This window comes from Photobacterium panuliri (assembly GCF_059920555.1).
The window spans coordinates 626,271-651,001 of sequence record NZ_CP197193.1 but is presented as its reverse complement, the minus strand read 5'-3'; the positions used below and the strand labels follow the sequence as shown (position 1 = coordinate 651,001).

Below are 24,731 nucleotides of genomic sequence, written 5' to 3'. Positions count from 1 at the left end.
AACAAAGCAACTTCGAGACGTAGACGGTAGATAGTAACCCTACGTCAAACAACTTAAAACCGCTCTTTCCACATTGAAGCAATATGTTGAATACACCAACTCTTCGCCTTTCCCATCTGACTTCGATTCCATGCCATAACAATCTCAAGCTCATACACAGGATCATCGCCAATTAGAACGAGCTCTCCATTCTCGATATAAGGCTTGGCATGTTCATACGACATGGTAGCAATACCCACACCGGCTCTTAGCGCTTGTAACTTCTCATGCATAGAACCAACCGTCAGTAGTGGTTGGTCATCAAGAATATTATGGGTTAGCGGCGGTAGATGACGGGCCGTATCCGCAGCGGCAATACCCCGATATAACTTACGAACGGCAGGATCAAGGGGGTTATCATGTTGATGAATAGGATGGTCTTTGTGTGCAACCCACAACGTATCAAGCTTACCAATGGGTTGAATCTTTACATCTGGAGGAGCAACACTCGGGGCCGGTGCAATCAGAATATCGGCACGATTTTGTGACAGGGCTTCCCAACAACCGGCAAGGATCTCCTCCTGAAAACGCATACGTGTCTTGCTCACTTGACCGAGCTTATCCACCAGCGGCAATAATGTTTCAAACTTAATCAAACCATCATAGGCAATAGTAATGTCCAATTCCCAACCATGCGCTAATGTACTGGCATCAGCAATCATTTCATCAGCGGCTGTCAGCAATAACCTTCCCCGCTCTAGCAACAAAGTACCTGCTTTAGTAAACACAGCCTTGTGGCCGGAGCGATCAAAAATTACCAGATCAAGATCCTGTTCTAGCTTTTGAACCTGATAACTCAACGACGATGGCGCACGCCCCAATTCTTCAGCTGCCGCCGCAAAGCTACCGCGTCGATCAATTGCGTCTAAAACCATCAGGGCTTCGAATGACAACAGTTTATTCACACCATCTCCTTCATATGTCGAATCAGCACCCAAAATTGCTGACCTAACGTTGACCTAAGTATCTCAACCTTCACGATATAATAAAAGTCTCCCACTCTTTCCATTTGTTAATTAGCAACCATACTCACTGAAGGGAGCTACACACTTGGTCAAGGAAAACACCATGACATATTCTGTTATCAAAAAACTATCAAACGTTCTTATCTCGGCATCATCACGATGCAATACCAAATATACAGCCGGGCTCTTACTCTGCGCAGCTATCTCATCGAGCTCTGCCTTCGCGTCAAACTACATCGCAGATACCACAAGTGATAATGCTTCAGAAACAATGATAATCCCTATTGAACGTGAATTTTTGCCAGCAGAGAACGAAAGCGACAAACAGATCCGCAAACTACTACAACATGCCCCTGAGCTAGAGATCATAGCTCAACTCAACAACGACGTTATCCACTTTGATCAGGCGGTTACAATTCAGTTCGGTAGTCAAGACGGCCCACTGTATGATCCCCAGCTTAGAGAGATTCAAGTTCCCTATCAGTTCTGGTCTGATGCCGTTAAACTGTTTTCTACTCAATATGAGAAAAACGAAAAACAAGCTGTCTACAAAGCAAGTATGGATAGCTTACTCCATACTTTGCTGCACGAGATCGGTCACGCCTATATCGACATCTACAATATTCCTGTCTTGGGCCGTGAAGAAGATGCCGCCGATAATTTCGCTTCCGTGATCCTGCTGCATCATGTCGAAAACGGTGATGATATTGCACTTCATGCCGCACAACTCTTTGCCTTAGAGGACGCGCAAATTGAGCAGTTCGATAACTTGGATTTTATCGATGAACATAGCCTCGATATACAGCGTTACTTCTATACATTGTGCCTGATTTACGGCAGCAACCCAGACAAACACAAAATGCTATTTAAAGAGATCGACCAACAATACAAAGTTGAAAAAGAAGACATATGTCAGGATGAATTTGAGCGTATTCATGAAAATTGGTCTATTTACCTTGAGCAAAACCAAATAGATGACGAAGCCGATTCAACCAAACCCTAAACGATAAATCATGAGAAAACGGCCATCTGAGTCATCATTTTACTGGATAATGAACACAAAAAACCTCTGATGGCCTCTAACACATTTTATTCACCAATAAGAATGGATATTCAAAAACTTAGGTGTATTCCCCGTAAATTTTCTTACAAAGGTGATAAGTTAGTCATAAAAATGACTACTAGAGGAATCTTCTAGACAAGTTTATTGCAGGGACTTGATCTGCGCCAAATTTTGCGTATTCAGTATGCACTAGAGTCGTTAGCAGTTTGTTTTATTACATGGAATAGATTTCACAAACCATACAATGCAATGTGAAATCCAGACAAGGATCACAAGATGAAGCACGCGTCGCAATCGCTTACCCAAACGATCAGTTACCTGAAACATTGTAATTCGCAACTAATGACCAACCGTACAGCGCTGCCTACACAGGTTGCCAACCAGTTGATCAACGAAATCATTTCCATTCAGGCTATTGAACTGGAACATGCCAACGAGCAAATAACCCAACTCCAGCGCGAACTCCGGGCCGTCTTGCTGACACTGGAAGCAGCTGCAAATGAAGAGGCTCATGGCGTACTTGCCACCGCTATGCGACGCATCAACCATGAACTGAATATCACCCCGTTCAGCCCAAGCAAACTGGTTGTAAAGAATGCAAAATCCGACCCTGTACTGGCCGGCTAACGTCAAGATTACCAATAACCCATTCTTAAAATAACAATAGCTCCATAACCTTCTGGAATCAGCCGGTAACGTACTTTCTGTCCTGTCCGTTACCGGCCTTTTTTGCTCGCCGCTATGACATCATCCACTTCCACCAGACGAACAAAGCCAAGAATCCGAATAAATAACTCAGTCCTACAATGGATAGCACTTTCATCGGCTTGCTCCACTGAAGCGAAACAGGCAAATCGGCATTAGAAACCAGTTGATAGTTCAGCAAGGCAAAAACAGGCGTCGTCATAAAGGCCATGATCATCGCAAAATCAAGCAATGGCATCAGGGCTGAACTAAAGAACAGAATAATCCCCATTGCCGATACACTCAGAACAACCATCCAACTATTATGCCACTGCCGATTACAGCCTTCTTCATTCTCCCGGAGCAGCGATTGCGCCTCGGCAATCGCCCTGGCATACCCGTCTATCACCGTAATAGTGCTACCGAAAATACAGAAAAAGGCGACGACGGCAATCAAATACCGTGACCACTCACCAATGGTCGTTGCATACATGCTCACGAGCTGATGGGAAAAGCCAATCCCCGATGCCTTTAGCTCCGTACCACTGCCATGGAGTACCAATGCCCCCAAAGACAAGAACACCACCGCCAACACCGCCGTACCAATATAACCGACATTGAAGTCAAACAATGCCGATTGTGGAGTAACCTGATGCAACTTCCGCTGACTTTTCAGCCATAGTGACGTCAAGCAAGATATCTCAATCGGTGCTGGCATCCAGCCCATCATCACCACAATAAAGCCAATACTGGCAATAGACCACGCTGAAGGTGCCTGATAGTCAGGCGCCGCCGCAGGGCCATTCATCGCGGCAATAAAGACGGCACTCACAGTGGCGACAACCAATACAGCCATAATCAGTTTAGAGAGCGCATCCAGCGCCTTGTAATGCCCCGCAAACAGTATGGCCAGACAAGCGATAGCCACCACGCAGCTCAATAGCGGCAACGATAAGGTAAACGGTAAAAAATACCCCAGCAGGCTTGCGCTAAACAGCAGCAACGCAGCAGTATTGACTATCCCCGACACCACACTCAGTCCGGTAAACACCCACAAGTAACCGCGCCCCATATTGTCATAACCTTTAATCAAGCTATGACCGGTTCCCATTGTGTATTGCACCCCGGCTCGGAAAAACGGGTATTTGAGCAAGTTCACCACAAGGATTAGGATTGCCAACTGCCACCCATAAATCGCCCCTGCCTTGGTTGACGCAACAAGGTGCGAGCCCCCGACAGCTGCCGTGGCCATCATGATCCCTGGGCCCAGCATTTTTACCAATTGTCCAACTGATAACCGTCTATCCTGCATTGCCTCTGTTGTTGTGCTGTCTGTCATAAATACATCCTGTTTTTATCGACTCTTTTTCATCCATGCTGACTCGCACCTATCCCCCGACAAGCTATTTTGTATATTGTCGGCGACAAGTGTGGTGTCATTTCCTTGCTTATTTTTCTCCGTTTTATTGTCTGATGGCAACCAGCGGCAAATCATCCAACAACACGTTATTTCAGTCTGATGTCAATATGCAGACCATCACTCTACATACGAGGCAAAACGTCCTTGGTTATCCAGAAAAAACAAATAAAAAAACAATAAAAAATGAACAAATTCCCATAAACAACCCTTTGATTCTGGCTGGATATTGGCCACCTTAGCCGCACATATTCCGTTTAGGCGGCTATGCTTAACTCAATGGACGAGACATTCTTGGCACGATACACGAAGCAGGACGATAGCCAACTCTTCAATGAATAACCTTCCCGCTCAACCACACAGCGCAAACCTTCCGCCACGGCCGCGAATGGGCAAGGCTCGTTGTTTTGTATATGGCTTGGTTTTCCTGTGCGGGCTGATTTTGATCCCCGTCATTTTGCTGCCGCCGTGGCTCGCGTCAAAGGGAATCGAAATCAATGCGATATCAGGGGTCAGCATCGGCAAAAAAATTGTCATCGGGGAATTGGGCATCACAATCAACCGTAATGTTCTCACTATCCACCAGCTGACCCTTGAACACTTTGTTGATAAGGAAAGTGCGATATCAGACAGCTCATGGCGACTGGTCTCTCCTAAGATGAACGTGAGGCTGACTCCTATTATCCACCATAGCCTCAAACGTCAAGGACTGATACTCAGCCCGCTGGAACTCGAAGACGTGGTATTTAACCTTATTGACCTATCCCCGCCTTATGTATTCAGTGCTCAGGTAGGTTCGGCCTCGATGACTCTGGCCAGCGAATACCACAAACCCAAAAGACAGCAGATCAGCGATGTCAATTTGGTGCTTACCACCTCGCCCTTTGTCACATTAACCGGCGTGGTTAATCATGCCGAGCTAAACTTGCTCTTCCCGCTAGATATCCAAGGCTACTATTTCCCCGTTAATTTCAACCAAGGACATTTCTCTTTGAGTTGGCAGCCATTCAAGACGCCGCTTGCTGTTCATCTGGCAACGGTCAACCCGCACTGGCCGACACTCGCCCCCGATTTTGTCCAGCAAGGTAAAGATATCTCGCTAACCACGGATCTCAATCGGCCAAGTACCTCGACCCGAATTAGCGCAGATGTGATCGACCTTGATCAGCCCAGCAAGTTACCAGTATTCCTGAATCAGCCCGGTGATGATTATGATGGTCTCCACCTTGGTCAGACAATCGCCAGTTTGGCGCAGCTCCCTTTTCGGCGCCTGAAAGTCAGTCGGTTTACCTATGGACAGCTAATCATCGATTCACGATTAGTGCTGGAAACTCCAAGATTCAGAATGAATAAACCCGATAAACCGGCCAAATTACGTTTGAAAGGAAAAGCACTCGGGCCAGAACCCTATCTGATGGATGTTCTCGTCAAACATACCAAACAACAAGATGCCCATTTCAATGGCACAATGACGGGTCCAAAAGGCAATAGCCTTTCATGCGAAGGCGATATCAACTTCCTCAGCCCGCTACCCAAACACCTACTATGCAACGCTCGTTTAAGAAACAGTGCCGATATCACTGACCGTTTGGGATTAGCCGGTATGCCCAGTGCCCAACTCAAACAACCATTGGCTATCGAAGCTATACAAACACAGTTACTGCTTCGCCCCGGCAGTGCTCACTTACTATCGAACCAACAAGCTAATCAACAGGCTAATCAACAAGCTAACCAAACAAACACCCCAAAAGCAGAGCGCAAAACCATCCACCACTTTCGCCGGGTTGAATCAGCCAAATACCAAATCACTCTCAAGATCCCAACCCATATTCCCATTACACTCCGCCAATTGGCACTCTCTCACCCGATACTTGCCTCGATGCAATCTGCCCGTCATAACGGACAACCTCCCAACGATCGGCTTGACACCTTAATCATAAGCAGCGATGGCGAACTACAACTTACAGCCAGCTATCAAACTGATCATCTCAGTCTGTCGCTCAATGGCACAGGTGAAAAAATTACACTGACGAACGAGACGCATGGCAGCAATCTCGAACTTACAGATACAACTTTTTCCTGTAATTTCCCATTACTCACTACAGACGTCGAAAACAGCCAATGCCGAGCACAGTCGCAGTTACATGCTCAGATAAACTCCCTCTCCGCCACCCCACAAATACAGCTATCCGATATCCAAGCCAAAAGCCGTCTCAATAGCTTGTGGAGGCCATTTATGGCGAGGCTGGAAATGATAGATACCTCTATCAATATTGCTTCCGTGCTATATCACCGCCAAGACCTTAACCTACAAGCATCAAACGTACAGATCGGCAATAAACGGCTACAGTTACGCCAGCATTTCAATAATGAAATCAACCCCAAAAAAGGAAACAGCGATTTAATAGTGACAGCGTCACAAGAAGATCCACTAAAAATACATGCCGCATTTGAAGCCCAACAGCTCATTGCGCAGGCCGCATCAGAAAAGATAACCAGAAATAGCCCCGTACAAAAATACCAAGGGTTGATCAACGCAGAATTGAGCAAGATAGCGTTAACACTGGGATCGCAATCGCAGCCGACAATTTTTCAAGCGGCGTACCTCGCCGCAATGAGGGTTAACCTTAACGAACAGCGACTGCCATCTATCCATGCCAAGGGGCAAATAAAGACAACAGATAACCAACTGGCTATCGACGGGCAATTGACGAACGCCAAAGAAACCCCGCTACTAATTTTCACTGTCAAACACCGGCAGGATCGACAGCAAACAGACATCACGCTACACCGTAACCTAATGCGATTCACTAGCGATAATTCACTCAAGAAACACTACCTACCAGGATTGCCTATTCGCTATGATCTCACCGGCGGTGAAATCAGCCTTGATGCCAGTCTGCGCTACGACAGTAACGGCTGGAATGGCACCATCGGGCTTTTTACCCATGAACTCAGCGGTTATGCCCATGATATCCATTTTGCAGATCTCAATATCTCAGTCACTAGCGCTATTTCCCCCGAGGGCATCCGCTCATTGCATCCTATCAGTCTTCACGCCAGTTACCTCCATGCAGGAATTTTGCTTGAAAACCTCTACGCCGTGCTGGAATTTGATTCTGCCAAACCGTTCTATCGCTTGCTCAGAGCCAACGCCTACATGCTTAACGGGTCCGTCAGTACCCATGAGGTCGTCAGCAATAGCCTGTTAACGATCCCGACGGCTTCTCTAGTCGTACATGGATTAAGCTTAGATGCACTAGCAACAGCGATTGATGCCAAAGATATAATGATGACAGGAACACTTGACGGCACGCTGCCGCTAAGTTTTGAAGATGGCTTGCCCGTGATTGAACAAGGCAGACTTCACAGCCGCTACCCTGGCGGGATACTCAAGTACCGCAAGGGTTCAACGATTGATCAGAATATTGAAGCAGCAAGTGATGACAGCCTACTTGTGGTCAGCAAAATTCTCAAAAATTATAACTACAGCTCGCTTTCGGTTCATCTAGACTATTCTAAAAAAGGACTATTGAATGCTGATGCCTCATTTAAAGGGCACAATCCAGACGTACTTGCGGGTCGTAACGTGAATTTGAACATCAGTATTCAAGAAGATATACCAGCACTACTAAAAACATTGAGCATGATAAATGCCTCTAAGCTGGAAAGCCTTTTTTTAAAGCAGATGGGTGTGGATAAGTAGCTGTTGCGCTTACGTTTTTATTGCTAAAGGTTGTACTTCAATGGATATTCAACTGAAAATCACCTTCATACCGTTGCTTTTTGCCATTTTCAGTCTACTGTTCATGGCAGGCATCGTCGGTTGCACGCCTACGGTTCAGGTCGCGACATCTGACAAGCCGATTGAAATTAATCTAAATGTTAAAATTGAACACGAAATCCGCATCAAAGTTGACAAGGAAATCGACGAGCTCTTCAGTGATGATGACGTCTTCTGATCCGGCATGGAGATTGCCATGAAAAAATGCCTGCTTGCAGTCATTGCCCTGCTTATATCCTTCCATGCCTACGCACTCAATTTACAACAGGCCAAAGACCGTGGTTTGGTTGGGGAAACCAATACCGGCCTTATCGCCCCTGTCACATCGCAACCCTCTAACGAGGTTCGGAAATTGGTTGCCGATGTAAACAAGCACCGTAATGAACAGTATAAAAAAATTGCCGTTTCCCACGGGCTTAGCGTCAAAGAAGTCGGCCACCTTGCTCACAAACGCGCAATAGAAAAAACAGCCTCAGGTCATTACTATCAAGATGCATCCGGCAAGTGGCTTCGCAAATAGTCTACATATGACGAATTTGCACTCTCAGTCCTAATTGTAAATTTCATTTTTATAACTAACTATCACCAACGGCGTGAAAAACGACGTTTGCATTAGTATCCAAACCTACAATCAATACTGTATCAATACCGAATGTCCACGTTAAATACTTACTTGCCCCTGACTTTGTCATACTGACGCAATCTTTATACAAACAAACGGCAGGTTTTTTCCAATGAACGTGAATATTTTATCAATGATATAAAGCATAAAAAGCACTCACAGCAACAACTGTACACATTCAGTTTTAATGAAATCTACTTTCAATAAATCTTAACCCCGGAATCAGTTATTTATAATTTTCCTTAATATTTAGTGTCATTATACTCCCGGCATCTATCTCCCTAATATCAAACTCCAATGCGCGCTATTCACGTTCTCTTATCCAACACCCGTAAATCTGACGGTGTGTTTATTCTTGTTGCCCTACTTTGCTTGCTCCCGATTGTCAGCTCTCCTATCGCGTTAGTACTGGGTTTCACCCTTGCCACTGTGGGGCTTGTACCCTCTCAGTTTAATATTGCAGCCCTGACCAAAAAACTTTTGTCCTACTCTATTATTGGTCTGGGTTTTGGTATCCATCTCAATCAGGCTATTGAAGCCAGCAAACAAGGCTTCGGTTTGATTGTTGCCTCTATTTTCTTCACGCTGATCCTTGGGTTCGTTCTTACCAAAGCATTGGGGATCAACCAGAAAACGGGGCACCTGATCGCCTCAGGCACAGCTATTTGTGGTGGCAGTGCCATCGCTGCCGTTGCACCAGCAATCAATGCTGAAGATGAACAAATCTCACTTGCACTGGCAACGGTGTTCGTGCTTAACGCCATCGCCCTGTTCATTTTTCCGGTTATTGGCCATATGCTGGATATGAGCCAGCAGGCATTCGGCACATGGGCCGCCATTGCGATTCACGATACCTCGTCGGTTGTCGGTGCTGCTGGCGCTTATGGTGACGAGGCGCTTAAAACAGCTACGACCCTAAAGCTATCCCGCGCCCTGTGGATCATACCAATCGCCTTTCTCAGCGCGCTGATGTTCAAAGGCGACAGCAAAAAGATCGGCGTCCCTATGTTTATCCTGTTCTACTGTGCTGCTATTTTGGTTGCCCATTTCCTGCCAGCCCTACAACCAGCCTACGACATGATTTTCAACGCCTCCAAACGGCTATTGGTTGTTTGCCTGTTCCTGATTGGCTCAGGGATCACAGTACAGAAATTGCGTGCAGCCGGCCTTAAACCATTACTACTCGGCATTCTGTTATGGGTTTCCATCGGTAGTTGTTCTCTGGCGTATATCCAACTTGCAGCCTAATACGCCAACCACGTTCCAAACCTACCCACTCCTAAAACAATCCGTTCCCAAAACAATAATGGCCAGCATTTGCTGGCCATCTGTCATTCTGTTTTATATCCAAGAGCTCGCTTCATTGGTCGTTTGCGTAATGCGACAACCAATACCAGAAAAAACGCCACCGCGACCAATATGGCACCGTATAAACCATCGCTAAATATCGACGCGACCAACAAAGCCAGTACAATTCCGATCCATACTTGCATACCGTTTCCCATCTCATTGCTATCAATGCATTATGGGAAAAATCACTGCCTACAGAAATTCGCTTTGTCTCTATCTAATCAATAAAGGTTATATACCCAAAAACCTAGCATGCATGTCTTAGCACAGCGATTTTTGCCAGAACAGCGCACTGCCGTTGATATCATCGAGCCGGTAAGGACCAAAACCATGTTTGCGATAAACATGCTGGGCAATGTCATTCCCCTCGAGCACCTCCAGGGTGATACGGCAGCACTGACGCTGGCGAGCATGAGATTCAATTTCGGCCATCAAAGCCTCACTGATATTCCGGCCACGAAAAGCCGATGCCACCACAAAATCATGAATGTTAATCAGCGGCTGTCCCTGAAACGTCGAAAATGATTCAAAGCAGTTAGCCAAACCGGCAATTTCACCATCAACGTAACACAAGATAGTAAATGCATAGGAACGCTTGCCCAAGGCTTCTATCAAAGACTCGTTGAACGGTTCGCGCTTATCGTCCACCAACTCATCGGCATAGGTATTCATCAATGCCAACATTGCCGAACCATGGGCAGGATTTGCATAGTCTGCCACAACCATCTTCACTTCTGTTGCCTGCTCCATACTGATTCTCCTTTTTAACATCAATATGCCTATCTATGCATTTATGCCAAAATCCCTACGGCGATACAACCCTTGTTATCCTATGGCCAATAAAAAAGCCAACACAAAGAGAACATTGCGTTGGCTTTTGGATAACAAGAATCCACGATGGAAAATTACAGATCCTTCCAGCCATAGGTCTGGACAAACTGCATATAAGCAGCCAGCGCATCATCACGCATCATCAGATCTTTCTCATCGGCATAATTCACGACCTTGACGGCCTTTTTCATGCTCGGTGACGCATCATAAAGCTTATTGGCCAGGCCAGAAGGTACCAATGAATCCTGCTGGGCTGCCAAAACCAGCATCGGGCCTTCAAATAACTCCAAACTCTTATAGTTATTGAGTGATGTTAGCTCGCTGTCGACATCAACCTTTTGTTTCAAATCGAGTTTTTCTCTCAACCATGCCAGATGGTTTTTCTCTTCGGCAAATTCCTCAAAGGTGGTGATCCCGCCTTCCAGAACGAGCGCATCGACATCGTCTCGCTCAGCGGCCATCTTCGATACCCAAAAGCTGCTTACCGCCGTACCATGCAAAATCAAAAATTCATTACGATATTTCTGCCTTGCCGCCTGATACACCATTTCCGAGTCTTCTTTGAGCTGCGTTAATGTCGGCCAATTGCCGTGACTGTCAATACTGCGGTTTCGTACGGTAATAACATTCAACCCAAGCAAGGCAAACTGACCCAAGATATCAACATCGCTTTTCTGATCCCGGTAAGGCGCTCCACCAAAATAAATGACCGTATTCTTACTTCCCTCAACTGACAAGCGAACCCCAGAGGCTCGAATGCCGTCATCAAACCTTATCTTGAACGGTTCAACGCTGTGGATGCTAGCATCAAACCATTGGGCATCTTGATACTGGGTGACATCTAACAGGTAGTTAACCCGGTGGGCCATAATATCTTCACTGTTAATTGATGTGGTACACCCTGACAGGGCGATAGATAAAGCCAACACTGTGGCTGGGAATAATTTGACGGACACACGCATTCCTTTACGCTTAACCCATTGACCAATAAGCAAACAGAGTACCGTAAAGAATATGAGCACTCCATCAATACCTAACTGGTTCTTCGAGTGACAACACTGTATTTCTCCTGTCGTTACATTCGTTTCAACAACGAGCTATTTGCAGCTCATCAATACGGGTTGTCCAGCGATTAGAACGATAAGCCTGCCGCATATGCCAGTTGGTAGAGCCGATCACTGATGCCGGTTTAATGCCGTTTTTAAAACGCGCATTCATCTGATCAGTTATAGCCATGAGATCCCGGCGCTTCATTTCGGCCAATGCGCTGGTATCAAACATGTCCAGCTGAAAATGATCGTTATTGGCATCAGTCAATTCATCGAGTATTACGCCTATCTTCTGGTATTCGTAACCCGGACGGTATATTTTCGCCAATTGAACCAATGCCGAATCCAAAAACCTATAACTGTCCTGACTTGCACAAGCCAGTGGCACCGCACTACTTATGTTATGCTGGGGCAAATCTTTATACCGGTTCGTACGCAAAAACACACCAACCACCAAGGCTTGGCTTCCCTGCCTACGCAACTTCTCTCCCGCGCGCTGGCAGTGAAAAGCTAAAGCAGCCCGAAGCTCGTCGATTGCACTGATCCCAGATGCAAAACTGCGACTCGACAGGATCTGCTTGCGCTTTTCATCAATATCGCCAGGTGAAATACAAGTTAGGCCTTGCAGTTCGAGGACCGTCCTGGCTAATCCGACATTCCATAGCCGCCGCATATCAGCCGCATTTTTCTCAGATAACTGCAACGCATCATTTAGCCCCGTGGAGCGGAGTCTAGCCGCCGTCCTCGCCCCGATCCCCCATATTGACTGAATATCTGTACGAGCTAATAACCAGCGGCATCGATGCTCTGAATCAAGTTGAATGACGCCATTAACCTTTGCTTCATAGCGAGAAGCGGCTTGGCTTGCCAACTTAGCCAACGTCGGCGTTGCTCCAATACCGACTCGTACTGGTAAGCCGATATGCCGCTGAATTGTCTGTTTGATTTCGTGACCATACTGGGTCAGACCATCGAGCTTAAACCCGTCGAATCGAACAAATGCCTCATCGATAGAATACTGTTCAATGTAGGGCGAAAAACGGTGAAGCTCCTCAATAAAACGGCGGCTCATATCCGCATACAGGGCATAATTAGAACTGCGAACCTCTACCCCCAAACGCCTGGCTTCTCGTTCAATTTTAAACCATGGCGCGCCACGCTGAATTCCCAGCGCCTTTGCCTCATCAGACATCGCCACACAACACCCATCGTTGTTCGACAAAACCACAACCGGTTTGTTTGCTAACTTGGGATCAAACAGTTTCTCGCAAGAACAATAAAAATTTTTGACATCGACCAGTGCCCATACCTGATCACGATACCCGTTCAAATCGGCCATCGTCAGTCCAACAAGTTATGAATATTACGAGTAACTACCCCAAAAATTTCTGAATCTTCAGGCATAGGAAAAGGGTTATAGGCCGGGCTCTCGGCCTTCAGCCACCATGCATTATCTTTTCGAATCAATCTTTTGCATGTGAATTCATCATAAATACGGGCGATAACAATACGCCCAGGCCGAACGGGCTCGACACGGTCCACGACCAGTAAGTCACCGTCATAAATGCCGGCTCCTTCCATTGAATGTCCCGAAGCACGCAAGCAAAACGTTGCATTAGGATGGCGGATCAAATAACTGTCTAGATCCAATTCCTCCTGATATCCATCCGCTGGGGAGGGAAAACCGCACTTTACAGTATCCAAAAACAGAGGCACCGCACACATGATTTATAACCCTTATAACTGTATTTATATACAGTATAATCATAAGGCGTTACAATAGTCACTTGTTAGGCAAAATTCATCCGTGCACCTGTTTATACACTAAGCAATTTATTGTTTTGGTATGAATTCCTTTCGAGAACGGTCCGATAACGACAGCCCATAATGTTATTCGACTTGATTTCGCACAAAATTGCTGGGATATCCAGCAAACGCACTGATAAATTTGCCTTTTATCACCATATCGCTTTATGAAATTGATATGATAGTCGTTTATATAAAGTGCTGATCACAAGCACTGTAGGGACATTCGGAGAAGAATAATGCAAAAGATTTTTGCGCTTTTGGCCGTGCTATTATTGGCTGGCTGTTCTAACACATATAGTGACAACCAATGCATTGGGGCAATGACAACTCAGGAAGCCTATGGCCACCTGAACCCGAACCGCTTTACTATTCAGGTACTGGCTCTAAGAGAAGAACGCCAAAGGGATGTAAAAAACTACATCCGCTCTATCCACGGCCAACAACCTATTTGGGTTAACTGGAAACGCAGCCAAGGTTACCACTGGTATGCAGTGATCTATGGCGATTTTGCGACAAAAGCTGAAGCACGCTACATGATTGACCAGCTGCCAGCGGATGTTCGCCAACAAGGTCCATTTATCCGCAGTTTTGCCGAAGTGCAAAGTGACAAACAAACAGACGTTTTCCGTCTGCGTTAATATGTCGCGCACCGCGATGCGCATCAAACAGACAAAAAAAGCCGGTTTTTAAACCGGCTTTCTTTTTACCTTTTTCTTATACAACGTATCTTCTGCTATGACGATACGGCAATGGCTATACCCATCAGTAAGTCGCTATCGTGGAGGTTATACCAACGTCTGATGTTCGGAATGATCCAAATCGGTGTCACCCTGTAACGTCATCTTCCGTAGCTCGCGCAACAAAATCACAACCAGCATGATCCCGGTTGCCGCCAAGCCGATCCCCAACCCGGCCCATACTCCGCGCAACCCCATCACACTCATCAGAACCCATGCAGCCGGAAAACCAATCAGCCAGTAACCAATTGCCGTACTGATTGTGGGTGCTTTGACGATTTTCATCCCTCGTAGAATACTAATTGCGGTAAGTTGCCAAGCATCTACCACAAAACACATCGCCACCATAATCATGACACCCGGCAGTTGAGCAACCAGTTCACTGGCCAATGCATCCCCTTCCACATTGAACACCACAGTTAAAAACTCTGGTTTTAAGCTAACCAGTAAACCAAATACGGCACTGGTCACTGTCACCAATACCACACCGAGCTTGGCATAACGCTTGACCATATCAGGCTCTTGACGCCCCATATGCTGGCTCACCAGAATCGAGGCTGCCTGAGATAGGCCGAATGCGATATTCCATGACAGGTTCAAGCACTGCATAGCAATCTGATGAATGGCCAATGACACTGCCCCCAACGTACCTGCCAGCAAGGCTGCCGCTGAAAACAACGCATGCTCAAGCATGGTTGCAATCATGATTGGTACCCCAATAGCCAACAAAGGCAGCAGGATCCCTAACTTGTACTGATCTAAAGCGACAAACGGATTGTAGCGACGGTACTTCGGGCGGGTGAACACCCAATAGCCGTAGCCCACCATGACAATAAACGCCGCCAGTGAAGTGCCATAACCTAGCCCAGCAAGCCCCATATTCAAACCAAAGGCAAATAGGTAGCTCAACGGAACATTCAATACCACCGTAGCAACAGACATCACCATCACAGAGCGGGTATCACCAAACGCACTAACCAAACTACGCAGCACCAGCAGCATCAAGGTTGGTAGCATCGACCATTTCAGCGCATCCATATAATCCATCGCTAATACGACAGCTTGTGGATCTTGATCTGCCGCAATCAACAAGTGGTGCATCAGGTAAAACAATGGCTGTAGTGCCAAGGTCAGCAATACGGCAAGTAACACGCCGCTTTTCAGCGAACGGTTGACGTCCGCATCCCCTTTTTCGGGCTGGCTAACACGTTTGCCGTACGCGATAGCTATCAAGTTCGCAACACAACCAACGGTACTGCCAGCAACCGTAAATACGATCGAATAAACCGATGCCCCCAGCCCACCACCAGCGATCGCCATGATGCTCAAACGGGACATCATCCAAACATCGGTAAAAACCAACAATTGGGCAACCAGCTGTGAAATGATAAGAGGCACAGCAAGGCTGATCAATTTTTTCATTATTCACCTACGAACAAGCATGGGGGGGATCCCCCAAGGAAAAAGAAAAATGCCCAACAGAAGTCAAAATATTCAATAAAAGTAAAGTGTTACTGCTGGGAGAAATGTATTAAGGATACCAAAGGCAATACGCCAACATGATCTTGATCACTCTATTGGCTCTTGCATCATGTTTCAAACAACATTTATAGTTCTTTTGCATTCTAAAAACTCATGCAAAGAATCTAATACCCCATTGAACAACTGAAGATTAAGATGAAAAAAAGACATACATTGCTGCCACCATCACTCAATGGCTTGAGGGTCTTCGAATCTGCCGCTCGTCACCTTAGCTTCACCTTGGCCGCAGAGGAACTCAATGTTACCCAAAGCGCGGTTAGTCGACAGATTCGGCAACTCGAAGAACAGATGGGGTTTCAATTATTTATTCGCCATCACCGCGCATTGGATTTAACCGAGCAAGGAAAGGAGATCGCTCTGATTCTTACCCGCCAGTACAGCGAACTCAACCACACCATTCGCCAGCTTCAGGCTAAAGAAAGTCATACCTTGCGGATCAAAGTCGTGATGAGTTTTGCGGTGCGCTGGTTGATCCCTCGTTTGCATTCATTTAAAGCACGCTACCCTACATTGGACATTAACCTAGAATCCAATATGGGCTACAGCAGCGAAGAGCTAAAACTTGAAAATGATGACTACGATATTGCCATCTATAATGTGCAGCACGAACCCAAAAGCCACTTCCCATTGCATTTCTTGCGCCGGGAGTACCTTGCCCCTGTCTATTCGGAGTTGCTTGCACCACAACACAATCCGATGACCGTCGAAGATATTCTCCACTATCCGCGGCTGCACCCAAGCCCAGAACAGAGTGACTGGCAAGTCTGGTTATCACGTAACGGCTTGGAGAAACATATCAACCAAAATGGTATTACTTTCAATACCCTAGATATGGCTTTGACATCATGCTTTTCGGGACAAGGCGTAACCATCACCGATCTGATGCTGGTGGTCAATGAACTGCGACAAGGCTACCTCCGTCTTCCTGAAGACGCGACCATTGTGACCAACAGTTCATGGGAATATTACTACCGAATAGGCCTTGAAAGTGACGCCGTCACAAGTTTCATTACTTGGATGGAAGAAGAATTGCAGAGCGACCATGCCGTACTAACGGCAATGGCGCATGAGCATGGCTGGCAAGTGATTGAATAAATATAGAAAGTTAGCGTTAAAGAGCTTCAATGAGTTCAGGGAGTAATTCAAACAGATCCCCTACTAACGCATAATCGGCTATTTCGAATATCGGTGCGTCTGGATCCTTGTTGATCGCTACGATCACCTTTGACTCTTTCATTCCGGCAAGATGCTGAATCGCACCAGATATTCCTATTGCAATATACAAATCCGGGGCGACAATTTTACCTGTTTGTCCTACCTGCAAATCATTAGACACAAAGCCAGCGTCGACCGCCGCCCGCGATGCGCCAATAGCCGCCCCCAGTTTATCGGCAAGTTGCTCTATCAAGGCAAAATTTTCTTTGCTGCCAAGTCCTCGGCCACCCGACACGACTACCCGGGCAACTGGCAGCTCAGGGCGTTCACTGACGACTTCTTGTCGACCAACTAATCGAGATACCGTATTGGCGATCACAACATCCAACTCGGCTATTTTAGCAAGCGGTTCACACATCTTAGTTGCATCCACGTCTGGTGCTTCCACCGGATCAAATGCCGAACTGCGGATCGTCATTACCTTAATCGAATCAAGAGATTGTACCTTCGCTAATGCATTACCTGCATATATCGGCCTAATAACCGTATCCTCTGACTCTATGCTTACTACATCTGCCAGCATACCGACATTCAACAAGGCCGCCGCTCTTGGCAATATATTTTTTCCCGTCGTGGTAGCTGCCGCCAATATGTGACTATAAACACTCCCAACCTCGGCGATTAGCCCGGCGAGACTCTCTGCGAACGGCTCAGAATAACTTTCATCGTCAGCCAGCAAAACGCTATTGACACCATCTATCCCCCCTGCCTGCCAAGCCACAGAATAGCAATGTAAACCGGCCACCAGAATATCTACCGTCTCGGCCACAGACTTTGCCGCCGTAATCGCTTTCAGGGTCTCAACAGACAATGCATGATTATCATGCTCAGCTATGACTAATACCGCCATCAGATCACCTTATCATCATTTTTAAGCCTGTCTATCAGCTCACCTACTGAGGCTACAGTGATCCCACCTTGTCTTGCTGGTGGCGGTATTACCTCAATCACCTTTTGGTGACGGTGTAACTCAACACCAAGCACTTGCGGGGTCACCGTTGTTAAGGGTTTCGACTTTGCTTTCATAATATTAGGAAGCGATGCGTACCTCGGTTCATTCAATCTCAAATCCGTACTGATCACAGCAGGCAGAGTCAAGGCTAATGTTTCCAACCCGCCATCAACCTCTCGAGTTACCGTGACAATGTCACTTTCCACAACAACCTTCGAGGCAAATGTCCCTTGTGGTAACCGTGCCAACGCTGCCAGCATCTGAGCAACTTGGTTGTTATCGGTATCTATTGACTGCTTGCCCAGCAATATCAGCTGCGGCTTCTCCTGTTCGATAAGGGCATGGAGCAACTTGGCAACGCTCAAAGGCTCCAAATCCGGTTCTGCATCAACATGAATGGCACGATCCGCCCCTAAAGCCAGTGCCGTACGTAATTGCTCTTGGCAAGCGCCGTCACCGATGGACACAACGATAATCTCCGTCACCGCGCCTTGCTGCTTTAGCCTGACAGCCTCCTCAACCGCTATTTCACAAAAGGGGTTCATGGTCATTTTCACATTGGCATTATCAATACCTGAACCATCGCTTTTGACTCTGATTTTCACATAAGGATCAACTACACGCTTAATCGCCACCAATACTTTCACACGTCCTTCCTTTGAATGAAGCCCATGATTCTTTGAGCCTAGCCGAGTTTACGTTTACGTCAACTGGACTATATTTTAGCTATATCCCATTCCCTTCTTGCGCAAGATCCAGAGCGAGCACAATTATGCCGACAGAAAGTTCCCGAGAAAGCATAGCGTTTGACGTAGTCATTGTCGGAGCAGGCCCGGCGGGACTATCAGCGGCCTGCTATATCATGCAAATGGCCAATGAGGCCAGTTACCCACTCTCGGTTTGCGTGGTTGAGAAAGGGGCCGAAGTTGGAGCACATATTCTTTCAGGGGCCCTTTTCGAACATCGAGCGCTTGATGAGCTCTTCCCTGACTGGGAGCGGCTTGGAGCTCCATTACACACGGCCGTAAATCATGATAAGTTTTGCTATCTCACCAACCGTTTTAACTACCTCAATATTGACCCGAGTTACATCCCTGCCAGTATGGCCAATGACGGTAATTTTGCTATCAGCCTTGGCAGCCTTTGCCGCTGGTTAGCCCAACAAGCCGAAAAACTGGGGGTCCAAATTTTCCCTGGCTTCCCTGCAAGCGAAATTCTCTATAACCCGCAGGGTGCGGTATGCGGCGTGGCAACCCAAGACATGGGACGAGACAAGCACGGTCATCCCAAGCCCAACTTTGAATCAGGCATTGAACTCCATGCCAAATACACCCTGTTTGCCGAAGGGGCTCGTGGGCACCTAGGAAAGCAGCTAATTGAAAAATATCAGCTAGATCACGACAGACAGCCTCAGCACTATGCTTTGGGATTCAAAGAATTATGGGAGATTCCCAGCCACCAGCATCATCCAGGATTGGTCATCCACGGGATGGGCTGGCCTCTTAGCAACACTCACACCGATGGCGGCAGCTTCCTTTATCACCTCGACGGCAATCTCGTTAGTGTCGGGCTAATTGTCGATCTCAACTACCGCAATCCCTATCTCAGCCCGTTCGATGAATTCCAGCAAATGAAACAGCACCCTTTGTTCAGTCAATATCTCGCCGGAGGTACACGTATCGCCTACGGCGCAAGAGCCATTACAAAAGGCGGCCTCGCCTCATTGCCCCGCCAGCAAATGCCGGGAGCGCTATTAATCGGTTGTGATGCGGGTACGTTGAATATGGCAAAAATAAAAGGCAGCCATTGTGCGATGAAATCCGGCATGCTGGCCGCAGAAGCGGTGTTTGATGAATTGCGCCAAGGACTGCAGCATACAACACCGGGGTACGATATCCGCTTTCGCAATTCTTGGTTATACGATGAACTGTACGAAGCACGTAATATAACCGCTGGCATTCACAAATTCGGGCCACTGCTTGGCGGGGCACTGGCGACCCTAGAGCAAACATGGCTCAAAAACCGAATGTCATTATCACTAACAGATAACCAGCCTGATCACCTAGCCCTTGAGCCACTTGCCAAGCACAAACCCATTGAATACCCGAAACCTGACGGCAAACTAAGTTTCGACAAAGCTTCGTCGCTCTATCTTGCCAACGTCCAGCACGAAGAAAACCAACCGTGTCACCTTGTATTAAATAATCCCGCCATTCCTCTCAAACAACACTTGCCACTAAATGGGGAACCGAGCGTGCGTTACTGTCCAGCAGGTGTCTACGAAATCCTAGAGCACAACTGGAAACCCACATTTCAAATCAATGCAGCAAACTGCATCCACTGCAAAACCTGCGACATCAAAGATCCCTCTCAAAATATCAATTGGGTAACACCGGAAGGTGGATGCGGCCCCAACTACCCCAACATGTAACGCATAAAAAAGGCACTGCCGTCTCCGGTAGTGCCTTCATATCTCGATTATATTCGCTTAGCGTGCCCAGCGCGCCTCGCGCCATACCGCTTGATCTTCTGCAGAGAGAAATGTCCAAGCTACAAAACGGGTCAGCTTTTGCCCTTGAGCCATATCAATGGTTTTTACTTCAACCGCTCCGGCTTTCTGCAATTGTTGGTAAATCCCTTTCAGGTTCTCTTTTTTCGAAACCAAGGTCGTAAACCAGAAGCACTGGCCGGCTTTTTCTCGGCTTTGAGTAATCATGCGCTGAATGAATGCCGCTTCACCGCCAGGGCACCACAGCTCTGCCTTTTGACCACCAAAATTAAGTACCGCTTTGCTATTTGCTTTACCGCGCATCGATTGAAAATCAGCAGGCTTACCCTTAGCACGCATATTTTCTGGTTTACCAAATGCCTGCATCTCTTTTTTCTTAGCATTAGCAGCTAGATTTTTCACCTTGCGCTGACTGCCGGCCTCAGCCTCTTCCAATGATGCATGAAACGGCGGGTTACACAGGGTAAAGTCGAACACATCATCATCGTTGATCATACCTGTGAAGATATGATCAGGATTCTTCTGCAAGCGACATTGGATTTGACCACTCAGTACCGGATTGGAATCAGCAATAAACTTGGCAGTTTTCACCGAAACCGAGTCAATATCTGCGGCAACGAAACGCCAACCATAAACGCTACGGCCGACAATTGGGTATACACAGTTAGCCCCGGTGCCTACATCAAGCCCGCGAATATGTTTCCCTTTGGGAATAACGCCGCCATTTGAGTCTGCCAGTAAGTCGGCAATATAGTGCAGATAATCAGCTCGTCCGGGAATAGGAGGACAAAGGTAACCCTCGGGAATATCCCAAAAATCAACCTGATAGAAATGACTTAGCAAAGCACGGTTCAGTGTCTTCACGGCCTGCGGATCAGAAAAATTAACGGACAAATCCCCGTAGGCATTTTCAGCAACAAATGGTGCTAAAGCAGGACAGCTTTTGATCAAGGCTGGGAAGTCGTACCGGTCACGGTGAGGATTTCGAGGATGCAGCCCTTTGCTCTGGGCCTTAACGGGAGTCTTTTTATTCATAGCCTTAATCATAGACGCTGTGACTGTGCCAATGGCGAAAGTGCCGTATCTTACTCTAGCCAACCCTGTACGTCAGCAGCTAAAAGCCATTCTCAGTTGAGAAAACCATCAAATTGCCCGGCATCACACGATCACACTGATTATTACATTGGTTTCGCTCTATTTTTAACCAAGAGCACTTCAATAATGCTGTTTGCTTTTATTACATATAGAACACTATTTCATCATGGAATATTTTGTAATAAAATAGGTACTTAGATAACATTTTGGAGACAATACACTATACATATTCATTATCTTAACTTTACTTATAGGTATTGCCACCTATCGTTATAGCTTGTTTGAACAGCTGTTTAAGGATGAACCGCCCATGAGCTTACTAAAGAAAATATCTTACTTACTACTGTTCATCCTCACCGTTTCTGGGGGTAATGCGTTTGCCCAGCAAACCCTCCCTGCCTCTGTTGCCTTTTACTATAACGATATTGATTCCGTACGCGAACTCATCAACTACAAACGGGTTGTTGTCACCCCTGCGCTTATTTCCGACAAGCAAATAGCCACCCTACACAAAGCAGGAACGAAGGTTTTCGCCTACCTCAGCGTAGGAGAATATGACGGAGAGATACTCCCCGCGACACTTAAACAACATTCACCGACCTTCAACCAGAACTGGGCTAGCCATGTCATGGATCTCAGTGCGCAGCCTTGGCAAGAATATTTGAACCACGAAGCCCAAAAACTCATGGCCCGAGGCTTTGACGGCTTGTTCCTTGATACCCTTGACAGCTATACCCTTTTTGCCAAGCAGGCCGCGCAAAAGCAACAACAGCAACTGGCTCTAACCAATATTCTCAACCAATTTAACCAGTTATCCAGCCGCCCATTGCTGATGCTCAACCGTGGCTTCGAAGTCATCGAGCAATTGCCTTTCAAACCCTACGCGGTAGTCGCCGAATCGCTCTATCATAGCTACCATCCTCTGGACAACAGCTATCAATCCGTCCCGAAACAAGATACCACATGGCTAACAAACCGCCTCAACGAAGTCAAAACCCGGGGTATAGAAACCATTGTCATTGACTATCTGCCCGCAGATAACAGAGAAAAACAAAAACAAGCGGCACAGCGTCTTATTGACGAAGGGTATACCCCTTACATTAGTGACGGGATGCTCTATCAATATGGGGTCAGTACCATTGTTCCCGTCGCAAAACGCGTATTAGGCTTTTACGACGGCCAATACGGGAAGATGACGACTTCGGCTTGCCACCGGATGATGGCGATGCCCATCGAGTATTATGGGTATGTCCCTGAATGCCGTGATATCCAAAACTACAATTTCACCAATCATGATCTAAGCGCCTATGCCGCTGTCTTTATGTGGCTTGAGGAAGCCAGTTACCAGCGTTATCCGGCGATCAACCGCTGGCTGGCAGAATTGTTAGGTACGAAGCCACTCCTATTTGTGAATAGCCTGCCCGTAGACGAAACCCTTCTATCCCAACTCGGCATCAAGTCAAATGGCGATTTACAAGGACAAGTACACCAAAGCCAAGGGAAAGATTGGACAAAAGGCTATTATCCAGCAGCCTATAGCCCATTTGAACGGCACCAAGCATGGCAACCTAACGGTCATGGGGTCAGCAGCCTGATCCGCTTTACCGATGAACAAGGCAAAAGCACAACATCGCTGTTCAAAGCACCGTGGGGAGGCGCTGTTTTGTCTCCATTCCCAGTAATGAGCCTTGCCAACGATAGCGAGACTTGGATTATTGACCCCTTTCGGCTAGTCGATGAAACACTCTCACTGCCCGCAATCCCTGCTGCTGATGCGACTACCGAAGGTGGCCTTAGAATTCTGACCAGCCATGTAGATGGGGACGGTTTTCCGTCAAAGGCATGGTTCCCCGGCAAGCCTTACACCGCTGAAGTGTTGTTGGAGCACGTCTTCAAAAAATATCGGATTCCGCAAACCGTCTCGGTCATTGAAGGAGAAGTCGGTTCTCGTGGACTGTATCCCCAAGAGAGCCACGCGATGGAAAACGTTGCCCGCAATATCTTCAAACTTCCTCATATCGAAGTGGCTTCCCACACTTTCAGCCACCCGTTCTTCTGGGACTTTTCAAAAACAATCAAAACAAAACAGTATGGCGACAACCTTCCGATCCCCGGTTATACCGTCGACTACTACAACGAAATCATCGGTACAGCCGATTACATCAACACCAAGCTGGCTCCGAAAGGCAAAAAGGTAGAATTAATCCTCTGGTCTGGGAAAGCCGACCCAACCGAAGAGATTCTCAATATTGCCGACCAAGCCGGCCTGCTCAACGTTAACGGTGGGAATACTTATGTCGTAAAAGGAAACCGCAGCTTTACTCAGGTGTCATCAACTATCGTTTGGTATCCATCCGCCGTGCAGGTCTATGCTCCAATCCTGAATGAAAACCTCTATACCAACCTGTGGACGGAACATCACGATGGTTATAACCGCGCCATTGAAACATTCAATATTCTCGGAAGCCCTCGCCGCCTTAAGACAATCGGCATCTATTACCATATGTACTCGGGGGCCTATCCAGCTTCGCTCAAAGGCCTATTGGACGTCTATGATTGGGCTATCCGCCAACCAGCAACACCGCTGTTTCTCAGTGAGTACGCCACCAGAGCCCGAGCCCTTTACGAAACAGGCATAGCCAAAACACTCAATGGGAATTGGCAAATTACATCAACGGGTATAAAGAGCATCCGAGTGCCGACATCATTGGGCTACCCATCCAGCCAGCAAATTGCCGGATGGAACAAAGGACCCGATGGACACTATTTGATCCTGAGTCAACCTAGATTAGAACTTGCAACTACCGAACAGCCAAACTATTCGGTCCAATTAAAGAGCACCAATGGGCAAGTAAAAAAATGGCAAAACAGTAACGGGCAGATCCAGTGGGCAATCAATTCACACGTCCCTCTCAAGGCCACGCTTTATGCAAAACGTTGTCAACTCGTTTCTGGGGATCACGTCTCTATGACAACGAACAAAGGGCTGGTTACTTTACGCACCAATAAATCTGGGCATTTTTCCGGCACACTTCGTTGCCAGAACGGTGTTTGAATGAGGGGATAGG

General features: G+C 47.0%; 21 protein-coding genes. 10 read left to right on the top strand and 11 right to left on the bottom strand.

Annotated features, from left to right (window positions below; translation table 11 throughout):
• Positions 1 to 53 precede the first annotated feature (53 nt).
• The gene (locus ACSF8X_RS19125; protein ID WP_500852022.1) at positions 54 to 944 is read right to left on the bottom strand and encodes a LysR family transcriptional regulator; all 891 of its coding nucleotides are present in this window, start codon (positions 942 to 944) and stop codon (positions 54 to 56) included.
• A 163-nt stretch (positions 945 to 1,107) separates the two neighbouring features.
• Between ACSF8X_RS19125 and ACSF8X_RS19120 the strand changes: the two genes are divergently transcribed.
• Positions 1,108 to 2,007: a DUF4344 domain-containing metallopeptidase gene (locus ACSF8X_RS19120; protein WP_500852021.1), complete on the top strand. Its 900-nt coding sequence runs from the start codon at positions 1,108 to 1,110 to the stop codon at positions 2,005 to 2,007.
• Positions 2,008 to 2,343: 336 nt separating this feature from the next.
• Entirely contained in the window at positions 2,344 to 2,694 is a 351-nt protein-coding gene (locus ACSF8X_RS19115) for a hypothetical protein (protein WP_047879048.1), read from the top strand.
• A gap of 112 nt (positions 2,695 to 2,806) precedes the next feature.
• Here the strand turns inward: ACSF8X_RS19115 and ACSF8X_RS19110 are convergent, their stop codons facing one another.
• Positions 2,807 to 4,090, bottom strand: a complete 1,284-nt coding sequence (locus tag ACSF8X_RS19110) for an NRAMP family divalent metal transporter (RefSeq protein ID WP_500852020.1) — start codon at positions 4,088 to 4,090, stop codon at positions 2,807 to 2,809.
• Positions 4,091 to 4,556: 466 nt separating this feature from the next.
• Here ACSF8X_RS19110 and ACSF8X_RS19105 point away from each other — a divergent pair, with 466 nt between their 5' ends.
• The 4 genes from ACSF8X_RS19105 to ACSF8X_RS19090 all read left to right on the top strand — a co-directional run bounded on the left by ACSF8X_RS19105 (position 4,557) and on the right by ACSF8X_RS19090 (position 9,822).
• A complete protein-coding gene (locus tag ACSF8X_RS19105) occupies positions 4,557 to 7,874 on the top strand; it encodes an intermembrane phospholipid transport protein YdbH family protein (RefSeq protein WP_500852019.1) in 3,318 nt (1,105 codons plus the stop codon).
• Positions 7,875 to 7,914: 40 nt separating this feature from the next.
• Positions 7,915 to 8,130 (top strand): YnbE family lipoprotein, encoded by a 216-nt coding sequence (locus ACSF8X_RS19100; protein WP_047879050.1) that lies wholly within the window; start codon positions 7,915 to 7,917, stop codon positions 8,128 to 8,130.
• Between the two features lie 18 nt (positions 8,131 to 8,148).
• Positions 8,149 to 8,472 (top strand): YdbL family probable chaperone protein, encoded by a 324-nt coding sequence (locus ACSF8X_RS19095; RefSeq protein WP_047879051.1) that lies wholly within the window; start codon positions 8,149 to 8,151, stop codon positions 8,470 to 8,472.
• Between the two features lie 399 nt (positions 8,473 to 8,871).
• Positions 8,872 to 9,822 carry a YeiH family protein gene (locus ACSF8X_RS19090; RefSeq protein ID WP_500852018.1) on the top strand — a complete coding sequence of 317 codons (951 nt, stop codon included), beginning with the start codon at positions 8,872 to 8,874 and terminating at the stop codon, positions 9,820 to 9,822.
• A gap of 83 nt (positions 9,823 to 9,905) precedes the next feature.
• Here the strand turns inward: ACSF8X_RS19090 and ACSF8X_RS19085 are convergent, their stop codons facing one another.
• The 5 genes from ACSF8X_RS19085 to ACSF8X_RS19065 all read right to left on the bottom strand — a co-directional run bounded on the left by ACSF8X_RS19085 (position 9,906) and on the right by ACSF8X_RS19065 (position 13,529).
• Positions 9,906 to 10,067 carry a hypothetical protein gene (locus ACSF8X_RS19085; protein WP_157037833.1) on the bottom strand — a complete coding sequence of 54 codons (162 nt, stop codon included), beginning with the start codon at positions 10,065 to 10,067 and terminating at the stop codon, positions 9,906 to 9,908.
• Positions 10,068 to 10,185: 118 nt separating this feature from the next.
• A complete protein-coding gene (locus ACSF8X_RS19080; RefSeq protein ID WP_047879053.1) occupies positions 10,186 to 10,674 on the bottom strand; it encodes a GNAT family N-acetyltransferase in 489 nt (162 codons plus the stop codon).
• A 155-nt stretch (positions 10,675 to 10,829) separates the two neighbouring features.
• Positions 10,830 to 11,711: an alpha/beta hydrolase family protein gene (locus ACSF8X_RS19075; RefSeq protein ID WP_047879054.1), complete on the bottom strand. Its 882-nt coding sequence runs from the start codon at positions 11,709 to 11,711 to the stop codon at positions 10,830 to 10,832.
• Positions 11,712 to 11,841: 130 nt separating this feature from the next.
• On the bottom strand, positions 11,842 to 13,143 hold the full coding sequence (locus ACSF8X_RS19070; RefSeq protein WP_500852017.1) for a Y-family DNA polymerase: 1,302 nt from the start codon (positions 13,141 to 13,143) through the stop codon (positions 11,842 to 11,844).
• A 2-nt stretch (positions 13,144 to 13,145) separates the two neighbouring features.
• Positions 13,146 to 13,529 carry a LexA family protein gene (locus ACSF8X_RS19065; RefSeq protein WP_500852016.1) on the bottom strand — a complete coding sequence of 128 codons (384 nt, stop codon included), beginning with the start codon at positions 13,527 to 13,529 and terminating at the stop codon, positions 13,146 to 13,148.
• Between the two features lie 320 nt (positions 13,530 to 13,849).
• Between ACSF8X_RS19065 and ACSF8X_RS19060 the strand changes: the two genes are divergently transcribed.
• Entirely contained in the window at positions 13,850 to 14,251 is a 402-nt protein-coding gene (locus ACSF8X_RS19060) for an SPOR domain-containing protein (protein WP_047879057.1), read from the top strand.
• A 147-nt stretch (positions 14,252 to 14,398) separates the two neighbouring features.
• Here ACSF8X_RS19060 and ACSF8X_RS19055 read toward each other — a convergent pair whose 3' ends face one another.
• The gene (locus ACSF8X_RS19055; protein ID WP_500852015.1) at positions 14,399 to 15,772 is read right to left on the bottom strand and encodes an MATE family efflux transporter; all 1,374 of its coding nucleotides are present in this window, start codon (positions 15,770 to 15,772) and stop codon (positions 14,399 to 14,401) included.
• 255 nt (positions 15,773 to 16,027) lie between these two features.
• Between ACSF8X_RS19055 and ACSF8X_RS19050 the strand changes: the two genes are divergently transcribed.
• Positions 16,028 to 16,987 carry a LysR substrate-binding domain-containing protein gene (locus tag ACSF8X_RS19050; protein ID WP_500852014.1) on the top strand — a complete coding sequence of 320 codons (960 nt, stop codon included), beginning with the start codon at positions 16,028 to 16,030 and terminating at the stop codon, positions 16,985 to 16,987.
• Between the two features lie 16 nt (positions 16,988 to 17,003).
• Here the strand turns inward: ACSF8X_RS19050 and ACSF8X_RS19045 are convergent, their stop codons facing one another.
• A complete protein-coding gene (locus ACSF8X_RS19045) occupies positions 17,004 to 17,957 on the bottom strand; it encodes an electron transfer flavoprotein subunit alpha/FixB family protein (RefSeq protein ID WP_500852013.1) in 954 nt (317 codons plus the stop codon).
• A complete protein-coding gene (locus ACSF8X_RS19040; protein ID WP_500852012.1) occupies positions 17,957 to 18,706 on the bottom strand; it encodes an electron transfer flavoprotein subunit beta/FixA family protein in 750 nt (249 codons plus the stop codon). Before ACSF8X_RS19040 ends, ACSF8X_RS19045 begins: the two co-directional genes overlap by 1 nt.
• Positions 18,707 to 18,831: 125 nt before the next feature.
• Here ACSF8X_RS19040 and ACSF8X_RS19035 point away from each other — a divergent pair, with 125 nt between their 5' ends.
• Complete coding sequence (locus ACSF8X_RS19035) at positions 18,832 to 20,490, top strand: electron transfer flavoprotein-ubiquinone oxidoreductase (protein WP_500852011.1); 1,659 nt, start codon at positions 18,832 to 18,834, stop codon at positions 20,488 to 20,490.
• A 57-nt stretch (positions 20,491 to 20,547) separates the two neighbouring features.
• On the opposite strand, the gene rlmF is transcribed toward ACSF8X_RS19035, so the two are convergent.
• Positions 20,548 to 21,603: a 23S rRNA (adenine(1618)-N(6))-methyltransferase RlmF gene (gene rlmF / locus ACSF8X_RS19030; RefSeq protein WP_500852010.1), complete on the bottom strand. Its 1,056-nt coding sequence runs from the start codon at positions 21,601 to 21,603 to the stop codon at positions 20,548 to 20,550.
• A 370-nt stretch (positions 21,604 to 21,973) separates the two neighbouring features.
• Between rlmF and ACSF8X_RS19025 the strand changes: the two genes are divergently transcribed.
• Positions 21,974 to 24,718: an endo alpha-1,4 polygalactosaminidase gene (locus ACSF8X_RS19025; RefSeq protein WP_500852008.1), complete on the top strand. Its 2,745-nt coding sequence runs from the start codon at positions 21,974 to 21,976 to the stop codon at positions 24,716 to 24,718.
• The last annotated feature ends 13 nt before the right edge of the window (positions 24,719 to 24,731 follow it).